Raw genomic sequence first — 15,828 nt, forward strand, 5'->3', positions numbered from 1 at the left:
ATATGTCCGCTTAAATGACAATTTTTATATACGAACATCTTACCAGTGGCGCGTTATCAGAAACGGTTTTTTCCGCTGGTTTGATGCACGAAGGTGAATTAATGCTGGCAAGCATTTGTCAGGATTTACAGGCATATGGTCATCACATCGCCATTATGCGAGATGAGCGACTTCCTGCTTTACCCTTCTCAACAGAACGTATAACCACCTACCCTATCCAAACTAAGAAGCAATTCAATCAGACTTGGTTACAATGCCAGCAACGCTATGACCTGTTTCTCATTATCGCGCCCGAAACGGATTTAATATTGTTTGATTTAATACAAAGTCTCGAACAACAATCCAAAACCATCCTCAACTGCCGTACTGAGGCTATTCTTTTATGTACTGATAAATACCGAACTTATCAGCAATTTAAAGCTTATCAGATAAAGACATCTGTCACCTTCACAGCCGATGAATGGCTTTGCAAAGATCATCATGATCACCATCAGTGGGTCTTAAAACCCATAGATGGTGCCGGCTGTGAGGACACGTATTTATTCAACAGTATTGATGCCAGACATCAGCTTTTAACCTTAAACAAAGACCGGTTTATTGTTCAGCCATATATTTACGGTGACAGCCTAAGCTTGAGTCTGTTTATGACAGGTGAAAAGTCTCACTTACTATCCGTCAATATTCAGCATGTAAAAAAACATCAGCAACAGCTGCACTTAGAGGCATTTGAAGCCCAACGATTTGATATGCTATCCATTGAGAAAGCACAAGAAATCGCTGAACAGATTCGTATGGCAATCCCAGGGCTATGGGGCTTCGTTGGTGTTGATCTTATCAAAACTGACAACGTCATTTATGTAGTAGAAGTCAATCCGCGACTGACCACAACCTATGCAGAACCAGCCATGCGAAGCCAAACAAATCCTGCAAGATTATTGAATACACATATACAAGCACTCAACCATGACAACACAAACTAATATGGCATTTTGCGGCTGGGATATTGGTGGCGCACACCTTAAAGTGGCTTATGCTGATGCAACGGGAAATTTACTACATGTCTTTCAACTCCCCTGCGCCTTATGGAAAGGCATTGATGCCCTGAATGAAAGCATCAGATCTGCCCTTGCTCTATTACCCAAAGCTACGGCTGGTCATTACATTACCATGACAGGAGAACTCGTAGATGCCTTCCCTGATCGCCAAGAAGGAGTGAAAGCGATTGTCGAAACTATTGACGCTCACCTCAATAACAGTGACGTGCGTTTCTTTGCTGGTCAGGCAACTTGGCTAACAAAAAATCAAGCGATTGAGCAATGGCAGAATATTGCTTCAATGAACTGGCAAGCAAGTGCATTGCTTGCTGCTCAACATATTGAACAGGCGGTATTCATTGATATCGGCAGCACGACCTGCGATATCATTGGGATTGATCGTCACCAAGTTTCGGCAACAGCCACAACCGATTATGGACGACAATGCTCGGGCGAGCTGGTTTATACCGGTGCGATACGAACACCGTTAATGGCGATAAGTGATGCTGCCCCATTACACGGCAATCGGGTTTCCCTGGCTGCAGAATGGTTTGCCAGTAGTGCTGATATCTGGCTGATATTGAATCAACTCAATGAGAGCGATATTCAAGATAGTAGTACTGATGGCCAGCCATGGACTCAAACGCATAGCCAACAACGGTTAGCCAGAATGTTGGGCTCTGACGCCCGTGATGCCACCGACGCACAATGGCAAAATGTAGCCGCTTATTTTGCTGAGAAGCAAATGCAACAGATCCTTAATGGCTGCTATCAAGTATTAAGTCAATTTCCTGATTGGCAACCATCAAGTCCGATTATAGGTGCCGGAATTGGTCAATTCATCGTCGAGAAATGCGCATCACGACTCAATCGCCCTTATGTGGATTACGCTGCCTTCTGTCAGCATCATCCTGATGCTGCATCCTATGCTCCCGCTACGGCATTAGCGCTTCTTGCTGCACAGCAGTTATCGTAAAATAACATGATGAACTCTGAATACCCACGTTTAACCACTGAACTCCCTTATCTTGAAGATAGCGCTGAGCTTTTTTGCCGTATCCGTCACTTTCCTTGGCCAGTGATGCTGGATAGTGCCAATACTTCACCCGATATTGGCCGCTTTGACATTCTGGCTGCTGCCCCATTTATGACATTAGAAACGACTGATGGCACAACAGTGATCTCAGAGAGTCAGAATAAAAAAACGGTGACATCCGACCCCTTTCTACTGCTCAATGATCTTTTACAGCGCTACAAACAAGACACAACATCATTACCTTTTACCGGTGGTGCGATTGGCTACTTTGCTTATGATTTAGGTCGCTATCTGGAGACACTACCAGCAGTGGCTGAAGATGCTGAACAGATTCCAGACATGGCAGTGGGCATTTATGACTGGGCAGTCGTCGTTGATCACAAGTTGAAACGTAGCTGGCTGGTTAGTCATGGTCTTGATCCTCATACAGAGGATAGATGGTCAGACTTGCTCAAAACCTTGAACTCCTTAGCTGACAAGCAAGCAAGAACATTCAATATCACCAGTCGATTAAAAAGTAACTTCGATACGACATCGTATAAGTCAGCTTTCAAAAAAATAAAAAACTACATTACTGAGGGCGATTGTTATCAGGTTAATCTGGCAAAGCGCTTCGAAGTTAATGCTGAAGGTGATTCATGGTTGGCATATCAGGCTTTAAGAAAACAAAATTCAGCGCCCTTTTCAGCCTATTTTGATACGGGTACCGTCTCGGTCTTAAGCTCTTCACCAGAACGCTTATTGCGTGTTGAGGGAACACAGGTAGAAACAAAACCTATCAAGGGAACAAGACCTCGCGATCGCCATAATCCTGAAAAAGATCGATTGCTTGCTGAGTCACTTCAAAACAGCCTAAAAGATCGTGCCGAGAACTTAATGATTGTCGACCTGCTAAGGAATGATATTGGTAAGGTTTGTGAACCGGGAAGTATTCAGGTCCCTCACCCTTTTGCATTGGAGAGCTTTGCCACTGTCCACCACCTCGTGAGCACGATTACAGGTACCTTGGCCAAGACAGAGTCAGCGGTGACTTTACTCAGAGCATGTTTCCCTGGCGGCTCTATAACTGGCGCGCCAAAACTACGAGCAATGGAAATTATAGAAGAGCTTGAACCCCAACGTCGCGGTGTCTACTGTGGAAGCATCGGCTATATTGGTTTTGATGGTAATATGGATACCAACATTACTATTCGCACCATGGTATTCAGTGATAATCGTCTAAGATTCTGGGCTGGAGGCGGAATTGTGGCAGACTCTGATGCAGATGAGGAATACCAGGAAGTGCACGATAAAGCAGCAGCAATGATTAACCTAATTCAATTTTTACAATAACATGCGAATTATTAAACTGGGTGGTAGTCTTTTTCATACGCCAGAACTTAAGCAATGGCTAACATTATTAAGTCGAGCCAGCGAATACGAAACCGTGATTATCGTACCTGGCGGTGGCCCTTTTGCTGATGAAGTTCGGCATGCTCAACGTTTACACCGCTTTAGTGATGCGACAGCACATCATATGGCCATCTTAGCCATGTCACAATTTGGTTTATTAATAAAAGATCTAGCACCGAATTGTCGCCCTTTCTACTACCCAGGTGAGCAACAGACAACGCTATTGAAAAATGGTTTATATATCTGGCTTCCCGATCATAGAGTATTGTCTGTAGCAGAGTTAAAACATAGCTGGAATATTACTTCAGATAGCATGGCCTTGTGGCTGAGTCAGTCACTCAAGGCGGATGAGCTCAGCATCATTAAACGCAGTACCGTTATTTCTAGTCAGATAAAATCTTTAATTAATCATAACGTCCTGGACAGTGGCTTTCTGCCCTTATTCCATCAACAGCCCGTTATGACACGCCTGTTTCACTTTCAACAGCAAGCCTTGTTTCCCGACAAAGGTCTTGTACTGCAATGAACAAACATGAAACATAACTATGATGCTGAGGATGGAATAAGCCAGACAGCACAAGCAGATAATGCACGGGAAAATCTTTCGTCTGATATCAGTTATCAGGATCTTGTCGAAGAGGCCAGCCGTTACCAGAATGCATGTTGGGCAGCTCATATGACACCCGATCTGGCACCATACAGTCAGTTAGGTATGCAGTTGGCATTGCACCATCATGGCAATCTGTTATCTCCTGAGCTTTATCCCAAACTCAAACAAGCTGAAACAGAACTTCGTTACACGCTGGCAGAAGAGTTTGGATTTACTTACACCCAATTTACTCATGGTGGAACATTCTCAAATCTACAGGCTTTATGGCAGGCGAGAAAGCAGTCAGACACTAATAAAAACGTGATTTATGGCAGTGAAGCGTGCCATTATTCCATAGCCAAAGCCTGTGATATTCTCGGTATCACTTTTGAAGTAATTGAATGTAACGGGCGTCAACAAATCCACCTCGCCTCATTAGAAGAAAAATGTGCAGAGACTGCACCACTTGCCATTATTGCTAATATGGGAACCACAGCCACGGGGGCTGTGGATCCCATCGAAGAGATAACAGCAATTGCGACTAAATATGACTCATGGTTACACGTAGATGGCGCCTGGGGAGGCTTTATGCTTTTACAGGCTAATGAGCTTAAACAACTCATATCGAAAGTCGATAGCTTGAGTTTCGACCCCCATAAAGCATTATTCCAACCTAGACCATGCAGTCTTTTATTTAGCCATCAAGCCCCAGAATTGATGAGTGCGATTGATTACCTATCAGAGCCGCCCGAGATGACCATTGGTGGTTCTTATGGAGGAGAGGTTTTTCTTCCCTTATGGTTAAACTGGAAGCTGCTGGGCAAAACATGGTTTATTGAAAAAATGGCTTATCGTCTTGCACAAGCAGCACATTTTACCGAAGCACTTGAACAAGCTAAGTGTAAAGTGATCAATCATGGGACAGGTATTGTCTGCTTCAAGCTCAACCAGGATCATGATTTAACATCATTAATTAAAAATGGCACCATTTCTACTATTAAATTAAATCAAACCTTGTATTATCGTGTCGTTTTTGCAGGACTCGATACAAGCGCAGACAATATTCTTAGGGTGCTACGCCCTTTTCTTTGATTTGTTTTTGTACACTATCAAATCGACGTAACCAGGTTGGCAAATTATTCATGGCACCAGACCACTGATTACTGGCTTTTAGGGCTGCTTGCTTAGATGGATAAACACCATAAATAAGCACATGCCATGGTTTATTCTCGCGTAAGCTGGTGAAGCGGGCAACATCGCCTTTCAGCCCATGCTCCTTGATAAAGTCATCGACTTCTTTATCTTCCCACGATCCCATTAATTGGAATGTATAGCTTTTTTCTGGACGAGACAGAATCCAGTCTCTTTGGTGAACAGCGCTCAGCATATCCTCATCAGCTTTATCTGTAGCTTCCTGACGTGATTGCTGACTGGTGTTTTCCCCTGACAGCTCTTCCACTGATATCTCGGCGAGGGGTTGTTCTTCAGGCTCAGAAAGTTGCTGAGGAACAGGTGCGCTGAGTGGTTCTGGCTCTATGGCCTTTGGAGCCTCACTTTCCTGGGACGCTGGAGGAGGAATTTCAGCAAGTAGCGCTTCTAACTTTTCACGTTCCGAGAGCATTTCTGCTGCTTTTTCTTGCTCATCCCCAACAATAACCGTGGCCAGCTTCTCATCTTCGGTTGTAATATCTTCCGGCAAATCGAGGTGATTTTCAGTTGTGGTAGAGGCTGTAATCCATTCATTGATTTGATTCTGAAAACTTAGGATAAGCAGAATAACAATGGCCAGCGAAAGTCCTCCACCCCATCTTAGCCAATGGACGTTTCCAAGGCTGATAGAAGGTCTGGTACGCCACTTTTTGGCTTTGATGCCTAATAATTGCTGATGCGCCAAGGCATTCAGTTTTGCCAGATTCCCTGCTGATGTCTTACTTAAATATTGAATCTCTTTTTGGGTGAAAGGGCTATCTCCCTGAAGTCCAGCGTATTTCAAGCGGTGTAATAAATACGCTTCTGTTTCAATAAGCTCTAATGGCGGTAAATCCATCCATTGCGTGGAAATAAGCGTAAAGGGTGTTTTTGCCGTCATTGCTATGACAGCTTGCATGACTGGCTCTTTCTGCTCATCTTGCCAGCTGAGACAGACTTGTAAGACTTGCTGCTCAACCTCCGTCAACAAGTGCACATCGTCAACCAGTAAGACAGGAGTAATGTTGAGTTTTTTTAGATGACCGAACCGCTCTTTTAAAATATTCGTTAGCGCTGTTTCATCTCGTGTCGAAGCCGTTTCAGTCGCTAATATTTTTAACATGCTTTGATACTGCTCAGCAGCTGACACATTTTTCTGCCAGCTGTAAAACCGTATATCAGACGGTGCCTGACGCTGTAGTTGCTGTAATAACGTTGTCTTACCTGCCCCTGAATCTGCCTGCAACAGAATGGGAGTAGTAGTAGATCTTAATAAATGTAATATCAGTAAACGTCGTTGCTTGATATAGCGGCCATCGAAAAAGTCTTGCGTCTCTTTTACCTCAGAGAAAGGAAGATGACGTAAAGCCAGCTTAGTGATATATGCTGGCTCTGGCGATGTTGCAGCAATATCACTCATTCAGCACCTATAGTTCTTTTTGAAATGCCATCAGTGTTTCACGCAGTTTATCTGCATCATAATTATCACTGATAATGGCTTTGCCTATGCCTTTCAATAACACCAGGCGAATGACTCCATCCTGAACTTTTTTATCAACTGACATTAATGACATAAAGTCGTCAGAAGACATTTGTTGTGGTCCATCAACTGGTAGCCCTGCAGCAATGAATAAATCTCGTATACGTGCAACATCCTCAGTTGACATCCAACCTTGTCTTGCTGACAGATCGGCGGCCATTAACATCCCGGTTGCAATCGCTTCGCCATGCAACCAATTGCCATAGCCCATGCCCGTTTCAATGGCATGACCAAAAGTATGACCTAAATTTAATAATGCACGAACGTCTTGTTCTGTCTCGTCTTTAGCAACAATATCGGCCTTATCCTGACATGAACGCTCGATAGCATAGGCTAATGCCTGTGGATCACGCTGCTTTAACGCTGAAATATTGTTTTCCAGCCATTCAAAAAAAGCCAAATCATTAATCAAGCCATATTTGATGACTTCCGCTATACCGGAAGCTAATTGTCTATCATCCAGGGTATTGAGTGTGTTGGTATCCGCAATGACACATTGCGGCTGATAAAACGCGCCAATCATGTTCTTACCCAAAGCATGATTCACCGCAGTCTTTCCGCCCACGGAAGAGTCAACTTGTGATAACAAGGTGGTGGGTATTTGGATAAATGGTACACCCCGTTGATAACATGCCGCAGCAAACCCTGTCATGTCACCGATAACGCCCCCTCCAAGTGCAATCAATGTCACTTGCCTTGAGAACTGCTCCGAGAGTAACTTATCAAAAATCTGATTCATTACCTCGAGAGTTTTATACGACTCACCATCCGGCAAAATGACAGATTCACACTTAAACTCGGTCAGTAAAGCACTCACTTTCTCAAGGTATAAAGGTGCAATGGTCTCATTCGTCACAATCACGACTTCGCGACGTTTGATATGCTTGCTTAGCAACTCTTTCTGTGACAATAACTCAGTCCCGATATAAATGGGATAACTGCGTTCTGCTAATTCAACCTGTAGCGTTTTCATGCGTTTCACTTTTTTTGTCTAATTCTTTCAGCTTACGAATCACTTCATTGACGGTATGCTGAACAGATTGCTCACCTGTTTTTACAATAATATCAGCCACATCACGATAGAGAGGATCTCGAATTGAGAGTAAGTTTTCAATTTGTTTACGTCTATCGGTGTTTTGTAATAAGGGACGTTTTTTATCTCTGGCTGTACGTCGATATAATTGCTCTGCCGATGCAGATAAATAAATAACCTGGCCACGCGTTTTAAGCCATTGACGATTTTGTTCAGACAAAACCGCACCGCCACCAGTAGCCACAACTACCTTTTTCAAATCAGTTAATTCATCAATCGCTTTTGATTCTCTGTCTCTAAAGCCAGATTCCCCTTCCATTTCAAATATCCAGGAAATAGACACACCTGTTCGCTTTTCAATAACTTTATCGCTATCGTAAAACTTCCTGTGTAGAGCTTTTGCAAGCTGTCTACCTATTGTAGATTTACCTGCGCCCATCGGCCCAACAAGAAATATATTTCCTAAACTCAAAGTGGTTTAATCCAAATGCTGATGACAAAAAAGCCGGATCACATAAGATCCGGCTTTTTCATTTTAACCGATAATGACTGATTTCAGTATTGAAATCCTTCTTTTACAATTTTGGGTGTGATGAAAACCAGTAATTCACGTTTTGAATCTGTTTTATTCGTATTTCTGAACATAAAGCCAACGTAAGGTAAATCACCAAAAAACGGGACACGCTCTACCGTGTCAGATTTTGTTTGTTCATAAATCCCACCCAAAACTACTGTTTCACCATTGTCAACTAAGACTTGTGTCTGAACTTTACGGGTATCAATACTCGGAATACCATTGAATAAACTACCAACGGCATCCTTGCTGACTTCTAAGTCCATCACAATACGATCATCAGGTGTAATTTGAGGTGTCACATCCAGCTTCAGCACGGCCTCTTTGAACGACACATTCGTTGCGCCGCTTGATGTTGCTTCCTGATACGGTATTTCTGTCCCTTGCTCAATGGTAGCTTGCTTTTGGTTAGAGGTAATCACTCGTGGTGAAGAAATAACCTCACCTTTACCTTCGGTCTCCATGGCTGATAATTCAAGCTCTAGTATCATTCCTAGTGGAAGTTTTGTTAAAGCAAGTCCTATGGTGCCAGAAGCATCTGTCACAGGAAGGTTCACATTTAAATCCTGACCTAATGTTCGTGTGCCGGTTGCGGGTGTGACCAAGTTTGGATTACTCACACCATCAGTCACGGTCAAGCCATCTAATGAGCCAGACGTACCCACACCCAAGGTTCGGCTACGACCAGACGCCCCAAAACGAACACCTAATTCATTCTCAAAGTCATTATTTGCAATAACAATACGTGACTCTATTAATACTTGTCTGACAGGTTTGTCTAATTGTTCAATGACTTGACTGATTTCAGTCAGACCTTTTGCCGTATCACGAATTAACAGAGAATTAGTTCTGGCATCAATCGTAATATTACCTCGGGCAGATAAGAAACCCGATTCTTTACCGTCACCTTGTAACAAGGTTGCCAGCTCATCGGCTTTAGCAAACTTGATTTCTTTAATCTCCGTATACAGTGGCTCTAACTCAACAAGTTGTTTTTGAGCTTCCAGTTCTTGTTTCTCTCTGGCGGCGATTTCTGAAGCTGGTGCAACTAACATCACATTGCCATTTTGTCTCATGGCAAGGCCTTTCGTTTTTAAGATGATATCCAGAGCTTGATCCCAGGGAACATTTTTTAGACGTAGAGTCAGGTTGCCAGTCACGGTGTCACTGGTAACGAGGTTCATGCCTGTAAAATCAGCTAAAAGCTGAAGTACAGCCCGCACTTCAATATTCTGGAAGTTGAGTGAGAGTTTTTCGCCAGTATAACCAAACTCATTGCGCCCACCTTTTTTCAACTCGTCATCGGCAACAGGTTTTACTTCAACCACTAATGTATTTTCAGATTGATAGGCAAGGTGCTCATATTTGCCTTTTGTGGTTAGCGTTAACTGTGTGCCGCCGTCTTTACTTTCTGTATCGATGAATTGAACAGGCGTGGCAAAGTCCATCACATCTAGACGGCGATGAAGATTTTCCGGCAACGACACATTACTCAAATCGACAACAATATCTCCACGTTGTTGTTTCACATCCATGGTTGCGTTGTCATTAGCCAGCTTTAACACTAAACGAGCCTGTCCATCGTCTCCACGTCGAAAATCAATATCCTTGACGCTGTTTAATGCAGAACCGGTAGATGTTTTATTTTTCGCTACATTGGCACTATCGATACTGATAGTCATCTGACGATTGTTTCGTGTAATGGTGTATGGCACTTTTTGCAGTAAGTTGATAACCATTCGTGTGCGGTCACCAGCTTCTACAGCCGCAATGCTTTTGGTGACGCCAACATTCACCTGTTTCACTCTTTGTGGGAGTGCATTTTTTACTCCAGCAAAATCAATCACAATGCGAGCTGGGTCATCCGTTGAAAAGCTGTGTGGCTCAGGAAAGTCATCCGAGAACTGGACCAGGATCTTCGCTTTATCACCAGGCAACGCACTGAAATCCACAGCAGTTATATCTGTCGCAGCAGCGGTATTAGCTACAAATAGAGCAGTTAGCCAGAATAAATGATGTTTCAATCTAACGCTCCAGCTGGATTTGGTTTCTAATGATTGCTGTGTATCCATGACTTTTTGATCTCTCATCATTTTCATTGACTAGTTTACCTCTACCGCTGGAACGGAAGTCTCTCGTTCAATATATCCACCACCGCCCTGAGGAACGATTTCCTTGAGAATCAGCTTTGAGTCGCTGATTTCCATAATCTTACCGTTATTCTGCCCCATGTAATTGCCTGTTTGCACACGGTGAATAACACCGTCAGGTGCTCTAACAAGTGCCCAGACCTGCTCTTGCTCTAACGTACCAACATACTGCAACTGAGATAAGTCAAAAAACTCTAACACTTCTTTTCGTCTGTTTTCATCAGGGCGAATACCATTATCTATGACAGGTTCTGGTGCAGGTTGTGGTACATCAATAACAGTAGGAATAAACGGATCACGTAAACTTGACGCTGCATAAGCAAATTTTTCATAAGGCTTCATGACAGGTATCGGTTCTATATCTGATTTCTGTTGACTTTTTACCTCGGCGATATACACGGTTAAGTCAGCTTTATCCTGATCACATGCAGTCAAAGACAACATCACTAATAGAGTACCGATTACGTTTAATAAGGCTTTTGATGATGTGTGAATTGTTTTCATATTCATTGTCACTCTATTTATCATCATCAAAATAACGATATGTTTTGGCGGTAACATTCATTGTCATCTTACCTGTTGCCTGACTCATAGGCCCCATACTGATGTCATGAAGCGTGACAATTCGTGGTAACGATGCTACCCCACTGACAAACTCGCCAAATTGATGATAGGTACCGGTTACCGTCATTTGTATCGGCAGTTCAGCATAAAAATCTACAGGTCTTTCACCTTCAGGTTTGAATAACTCAAACTCCAAGCCGTTTATCAACCCTGTTCGGGTGATATCCACGAGTAAATCTGGTACTTCGCTTTTCTTAGGTAACTGCTCAAGCATGGAAGAGAACATCACGCGCATTTCAGCTAATTGCTCTTTGTAAGCTTCAAGATTGATAGCTTTAGCTTGTTTAATCTCAAAAATTTGTTTGAGCTCCACTTCTTTCTGTTCAAGCTTTGTCAATTCTGCCTGCTTATCTTTCAATATGAAGTAATAGCCTCCTGCCCAGACCAACAGGCATATCAAAACACCAGCAATAATTTTTATCGGCGTTGGCCACTCACCACTTTCATTAAAATCCAATTCATTGATAGAGGAGAGATCCATTATTTATCCTCCTGAGTAGCATCAGTTGATTCGTTTACTTCCACCGTAAACTGTCTAATTGCATTGTTGTTGCTGGATGTGCGTTTGATGACTTGTAGACGAGATTCGCCGTATTCCGGATTTTCATCTAGTTGGCGCATGAACACAGATACTCGGGCATTCGATTCTGCTGTGCCACTGAATGTAATGGTGTTCCCTGTCCGTACTACTTTTTCCAAATGGATGCCTTCAGGCACGACTCGAGCGATGGAGTCGAACACTTTAACCACTTTGGGACGGCTTTCCTGTAGGTCTTGAATAACCTGCATACGCGCTAGCAGGCGTTTTTTCTGTTGCTCCAGATCTTGAATTTCTTTGATCTTGATATCTAACTTGGCGATTTCTGTTTGTAATAAGGTATTTCTTTGATTTTGCTCGCTAATCAAGCTATTGGCATAACTCATTACAAGATAAAAAATAAGGGCTGCAAACAAAAAAGTCGCGCCCATCGCTAAATAAAACTGTTTCTGCCGCTCTTCTCTTCGTTCTTCACGCCATGGCAGTAAATTGATATGTGCCATCAGTCAAAACTCCTCATTGCCAAGCCGCAAGCAATCATCATCGAGGGAGCATCATTACTCAATGCCTGAATCTTCACTCGTGAACCAAGAATCATTTCAGCAAAGGGATTCGCAATAGAGGTTGAAGTACCCGTTTCTTCTTCAATCATCGTATCGATACCATTGATAGATGCGCAGCCTCCAGCCAAGATAATATGATCAATAGACTGGTACTGTGTCGACGCGGAAAAGAAAAACTGTAATGCTCTCGTGACGGTCATGGCCATCGAACGTTTAAATGGCTCAAGCACTTTTGGGCCATAGTCGTCGGGTAAACTGCCATCCTTTTTAGCACGTCCGGCCTCCTGGTATGACATACCATAATGGCGCTCAATATCCTCGGTTAACATCCTGCCACCAAACGTTTGTTCCCGAGTAAATACAATCTTGCCATCGACTAAAACATGTAAGGTCGTTAAGGTGGCCCCCACATCCGCTACAGCAACAGTTAATCCCTGTCCATGATGTGGTAATTGACGCGCGATTAACTCGAAAGCATTTTCCATGGTGTACGCTTCAACATCGACCAGCCTTGGCTTTAAGCCCGCTTTTTCTACGACTTCGGTACGTACGTCTACATTTTCACGTCGGGAAGCAGCCAGCAACACATCCACAGCCTCAACATCAGCAGCTGAAGGACCTAATATCTCAAAGTCCAAACGGACTTCATCCAGCGGATAAGGAATATAATTTTCTGCTTCCATTAATACGTTTTCTTCTAACTCACGTTCTGATAATGAAGCAGGGAAAGAAACGATTTTGCTAATGGCAGAATTCGCAGACACGGCAACAGCGGCTTCTTTGGCTTTGGTACCGGAACGTTTGACTGCTCGTCTAATCGCTCCAGCGACCTCATCTCTATTTTCAATGCGGCTTTCCACCACGGCATTAACAGGCAATGGCTCAACGGAATATGACTCGACAGTGTACTTCTCACCTTTTTTACTCAGTTCTAATACCTTTACTACCGAAGAACTGATATCTATTCCTAGCAAAGGGGATTTTTTTCGTCCGAACATTTATCGCCTCAATTCCCGTTGATTCAATTGCATAAGCCCACTTAGCACTCTTACTTAAAGTAGTTTATTAAGATTATTGGGGTTGTCAACCTAAATATATCAATAAAACTAGTGATTTGAACTCTCTCACTGTTATTATTTGTGACTCAATATATACTTTCACATCATTTCTTACATAACAGCCAAGTCTACATGCATCGATTTATTCGTTTCACTACAAAGCTTATTTTAATTCTAGCGTTGTTGACACTTATCGCCGTTGGCGTTGTCTATTTCTTTTTGGCGCCGAAACTGCCAGACACCAATACCCTCAAGGAAACACAGTTACAAATCCCGCTACGGATTTTCAGTTCTGAAGGCCTGTTAATGGCCGAATTTGGTGAAAAAAGACGTATCCCTGTTGAGTACAATGAAATCCCGAAATCGCTTGCTGATGCTTTTCTAGCGGCGGAAGATGATCGCTTCTACCAACATCCTGGTGTTGATTATCAAGGTATTATCCGCGCGGCTTATTCTTTGTTAGTGACAGGGGAAAAATCGCAAGGTGGTAGTACGATTACTATGCAGGTTGCGCGCAATTTTTTCTTATCTAATGAAAAAACGTATTTAAGAAAATTAAATGAAATTATTCTCGCCCTTGAAATTGAGAAAGTTTTATCCAAAGAAGACATTTTATCGCTCTATCTGAATAAGATATATTTAGGCAACCGCGCCTACGGTGTTGGCGCAGCGGCTAATGTCTATTACGGCAAACCACTAGATAAATTATCTTTATCAGAAATGGCCATGATCGCCGGTTTACCCAAAGCACCTTCAGCATACAACCCTATTGCAAACCCAGAACGAGCCACTATCAGACGCAATTATGTTTTACGCCGTATGTGGGAAGTGGGTTTTATCAAAAAAGAAGATTACGATCAGGCTATACAAGCGCCCGTTACGGCAAGCTATCACGGTCCGGAAATCAAAGTATATGCCCCTTACGTTTCAGAAATGGTACGTACAGACCTAATCGCCAAGTTTGGTGAAGAAGCCTATACCAATGGCTTTAATGTCTACACAACAATTCGTGCCAAGCATCAACAAGCTGCTAATAAAGCCATACAGACTGCACTGTTAGACTACGATCGTCGACATGGTTATCGCGGTCCAGTCACCAATATAGCTTTACCAGAGGACCTATCAGATCGAGCAGCTCTCGATAAAATTCTGAAAGACTACGACAATATTGGTCCACTAAAAACAGCCCTTGTGATTGAAACCACTGACGAAAAAGCTGAGTTATACATCAGGAACTGGGGTTACGCACATTTACCACTCAATGCGGTGAAATGGGCTCAGAAAAAACTGAGTACCAATAGCCGAGGCGCTGTGCCAAAGAAAATCACCGATGCGATTAAGGCCGGTGACATTATTCGAGTTGAACAATTAACCAGTTCGAACTGGGAGCTGGCTGAGTTACCCGAGGCACAGGGCGCACTGGTAGCAATTGCACCGTATGATGGCGCTGTCACCGCTTTGAATGGTGGTTTTGACTTCTTCAATAATAAGTTTAACCGGGTGACTCAATCTCGTCGTCAACCTGGCTCTGGATTTAAGCCGTTTATATATTCTGCCGCACTGGAAAAAGGCTACACCGCCGCTACCATCGTCAATGATGCGCCAGTCGTATTTGATGATCCTGGCTTAGAGAATGTCTGGCGCCCACAAAACTACAGCGGCAAATTCTTTGGTCCCACGCGCTTAAGAGAAGCCTTAATTCATTCCCGCAACCTGGTTTCTATCCGCTTGCTGCGTGATATCGGCGCAGACTATGCTGTTGAGTATGCAGAGCGGTTTGGATTTAAACCGGGCATGATGCACAAAAATCTATCTTTAGCATTAGGTAGTGGCAGTGCAGCACCTTGGGATATGGCTCGTGCCTATTCTTCACTGGCTAATGGCGGCTATAGAGTAGAACCTTACATTATTCAACGTGTTGAAGATGCTTCAGGAAAGATTGTGATGCAGGCCACGCCAGATACCGTGTGTGAAACCTGTTTACTGGATGCCTCTAATGACGATAATGACGAGTTCCATGCCGCGCAACGCATCATGACACCACAGAATAATTACATCATGAACAGTCTATTGCGTGATGTCGTTAAACACGGCACGGGGCGTAAAGCGATGAGTCTTGGACGGAATGATCTCGCAGGAAAGACAGGAACAACTAATGATCAGGTAGATGCCTGGTTTAATGGTTTCCATCCGGAACTGGTCGCTGTAGCCTGGGTAGGATTTGATAACCCACGCTCGTTGGGGCGTTATGAAACGGGTGGACGTGCTGCCCTGCCTATGTGGATAGACTTTATGAAGGTCGCTCTGGAAGGTATGCCAGAATCTCCTCTGGAACCACCAGTGGGTATGGTGACAGTGAGAATTGATCCTGCCACGGGTTTGCTCGCCAGACCAGAAGCAACGGATGCAATATACGAAACCTTCAGAGAAGAGTATGTACCGAAGCGGATGGCACCGCTATCAGGACAAGGTGATAGCGGCTCGTCACCGGTAATTGAACTATTCTGAT

Annotated in this window: 14 protein-coding genes; 6 read left to right on the forward strand and 8 right to left on the reverse strand. The window is 43.4% G+C overall.

What is annotated here, in order from left to right; genetic code table 11:
- The first annotated feature begins 14 nt into the window (after positions 1-14).
- From B3014_RS09860 to B3014_RS09880, 5 genes are read left to right on the forward strand one after another with little or no spacing between them, the layout of a single operon-like run.
- A complete protein-coding gene (locus B3014_RS09860; protein ID WP_289244098.1) occupies positions 15-980 on the forward strand; it encodes an ATP-grasp domain-containing protein in 966 nt (321 codons plus the stop codon).
- Entirely contained in the window at positions 964-2,010 is a 1,047-nt protein-coding gene (locus B3014_RS09865; protein ID WP_289244099.1) for a hydantoinase/oxoprolinase family protein, read from the forward strand. The genes B3014_RS09860 and B3014_RS09865 overlap by 17 nt, the downstream gene beginning before the upstream one ends.
- A gap of 9 nt (positions 2,011-2,019) precedes the next feature.
- Positions 2,020-3,402 (forward strand): aminodeoxychorismate synthase component I, encoded by a 1,383-nt coding sequence (gene pabB / locus B3014_RS09870; RefSeq protein WP_289244223.1) that lies wholly within the window; start codon positions 2,020-2,022, stop codon positions 3,400-3,402.
- A 1-nt stretch (position 3,403) separates the two neighbouring features.
- Positions 3,404-3,988, forward strand: a complete 585-nt coding sequence (locus B3014_RS09875) for a delta 1-pyrroline-5-carboxylate synthetase (protein ID WP_289244100.1) — start codon at positions 3,404-3,406, stop codon at positions 3,986-3,988.
- Between the two features lie 6 nt (positions 3,989-3,994).
- Positions 3,995-5,143, forward strand: a complete 1,149-nt coding sequence (locus B3014_RS09880) for a pyridoxal phosphate-dependent decarboxylase family protein (protein WP_289244101.1) — start codon at positions 3,995-3,997, stop codon at positions 5,141-5,143.
- Here B3014_RS09880 and B3014_RS09885 read toward each other — a convergent pair.
- The 8 genes from B3014_RS09885 to B3014_RS09920 form a co-directional block, all read right to left on the reverse strand.
- The gene (locus B3014_RS09885) at positions 5,118-6,659 is read right to left on the reverse strand and encodes an SPOR domain-containing protein (protein WP_289244102.1); all 1,542 of its coding nucleotides are present in this window, start codon (positions 6,657-6,659) and stop codon (positions 5,118-5,120) included. The two genes, B3014_RS09880 and B3014_RS09885, sit on opposite strands and share 26 nt — an antisense overlap.
- Before the next feature lie 7 nt (positions 6,660-6,666).
- A complete protein-coding gene (aroB, locus tag B3014_RS09890; protein ID WP_289244103.1) occupies positions 6,667-7,752 on the reverse strand; it encodes a 3-dehydroquinate synthase in 1,086 nt (361 codons plus the stop codon).
- Positions 7,733-8,284, reverse strand: coding sequence for a shikimate kinase AroK (gene aroK / locus B3014_RS09895; protein WP_289244104.1), 552 nt, complete (start codon positions 8,282-8,284; stop codon positions 7,733-7,735). Before aroK ends, aroB begins: the two co-directional genes overlap by 20 nt.
- Positions 8,285-8,367: 83 nt before the next feature.
- Positions 8,368-10,485, reverse strand: a complete 2,118-nt coding sequence (gene pilQ, locus B3014_RS09900; RefSeq protein WP_289244105.1) for a type IV pilus secretin PilQ — start codon at positions 10,483-10,485, stop codon at positions 8,368-8,370.
- 3 nt (positions 10,486-10,488) lie between these two features.
- Positions 10,489-11,046, reverse strand: a complete 558-nt coding sequence (locus B3014_RS09905) for a pilus assembly protein PilP (RefSeq protein ID WP_286303498.1) — start codon at positions 11,044-11,046, stop codon at positions 10,489-10,491.
- Positions 11,047-11,053: 7 nt separating this feature from the next.
- A complete protein-coding gene (locus B3014_RS09910) occupies positions 11,054-11,641 on the reverse strand; it encodes a type 4a pilus biogenesis protein PilO (protein WP_289244106.1) in 588 nt (195 codons plus the stop codon).
- Complete coding sequence (locus B3014_RS09915; RefSeq protein ID WP_289244107.1) at positions 11,641-12,201, reverse strand: PilN domain-containing protein; 561 nt, start codon at positions 12,199-12,201, stop codon at positions 11,641-11,643. Before B3014_RS09915 ends, B3014_RS09910 begins: the two co-directional genes overlap by 1 nt.
- Positions 12,201-13,259 (reverse strand): pilus assembly protein PilM, encoded by a 1,059-nt coding sequence (locus B3014_RS09920; RefSeq protein WP_286303495.1) that lies wholly within the window; start codon positions 13,257-13,259, stop codon positions 12,201-12,203. The genes B3014_RS09915 and B3014_RS09920 overlap by 1 nt, the downstream gene beginning before the upstream one ends.
- 192 nt (positions 13,260-13,451) lie before the next feature.
- Here B3014_RS09920 and B3014_RS09925 point away from each other — a divergent pair, with 192 nt between their 5' ends.
- A complete protein-coding gene (locus B3014_RS09925; protein ID WP_286303494.1) occupies positions 13,452-15,827 on the forward strand; it encodes a penicillin-binding protein 1A in 2,376 nt (791 codons plus the stop codon).
- Position 15,828: the final 1 nt, after the last annotated feature.

This window comes from Methylophaga sp. UBA678, from assembly GCF_002299105.1.
GTDB lineage: Bacteria > Pseudomonadota > Gammaproteobacteria > Nitrosococcales > Methylophagaceae > Methylophaga > Methylophaga marina.

Coding starts and splice junctions, on each gene's coding strand:
- B3014_RS09860 (WP_289244098.1), top strand. CDS start 15: ATGACAATTTTTATATACGAACATCTTACCAGTGGCGCGTTATCAGAA.
- B3014_RS09865 (WP_289244099.1), top strand. CDS start 964: ATGACAACACAAACTAATATGGCATTTTGCGGCTGGGATATTGGTGGC.
- pabB (WP_289244223.1), top strand. CDS start 2,020: ATGAACTCTGAATACCCACGTTTAACCACTGAACTCCCTTATCTTGAA.
- B3014_RS09875 (WP_289244100.1), top strand. CDS start 3,404: ATGCGAATTATTAAACTGGGTGGTAGTCTTTTTCATACGCCAGAACTT.
- B3014_RS09880 (WP_289244101.1), top strand. CDS start 3,995: ATGAAACATAACTATGATGCTGAGGATGGAATAAGCCAGACAGCACAA.
- B3014_RS09885 (WP_289244102.1), bottom strand. CDS start 6,659: ATGAGTGATATTGCTGCAACATCGCCAGAGCCAGCATATATCACTAAG.
- aroB (WP_289244103.1), bottom strand. CDS start 7,752: ATGAAAACGCTACAGGTTGAATTAGCAGAACGCAGTTATCCCATTTAT.
- pilQ (WP_289244105.1), bottom strand. CDS start 10,485: ATGAAAATGATGAGAGATCAAAAAGTCATGGATACACAGCAATCATTA.
- B3014_RS09905 (WP_286303498.1), bottom strand. CDS start 11,046: ATGAATATGAAAACAATTCACACATCATCAAAAGCCTTATTAAACGTA.
- B3014_RS09910 (WP_289244106.1), bottom strand. CDS start 11,641: ATGGATCTCTCCTCTATCAATGAATTGGATTTTAATGAAAGTGGTGAG.
- B3014_RS09915 (WP_289244107.1), bottom strand. CDS start 12,201: ATGGCACATATCAATTTACTGCCATGGCGTGAAGAACGAAGAGAAGAG.
- B3014_RS09920 (WP_286303495.1), bottom strand. CDS start 13,259: ATGTTCGGACGAAAAAAATCCCCTTTGCTAGGAATAGATATCAGTTCT.
- B3014_RS09925 (WP_286303494.1), top strand. CDS start 13,452: ATGCATCGATTTATTCGTTTCACTACAAAGCTTATTTTAATTCTAGCG.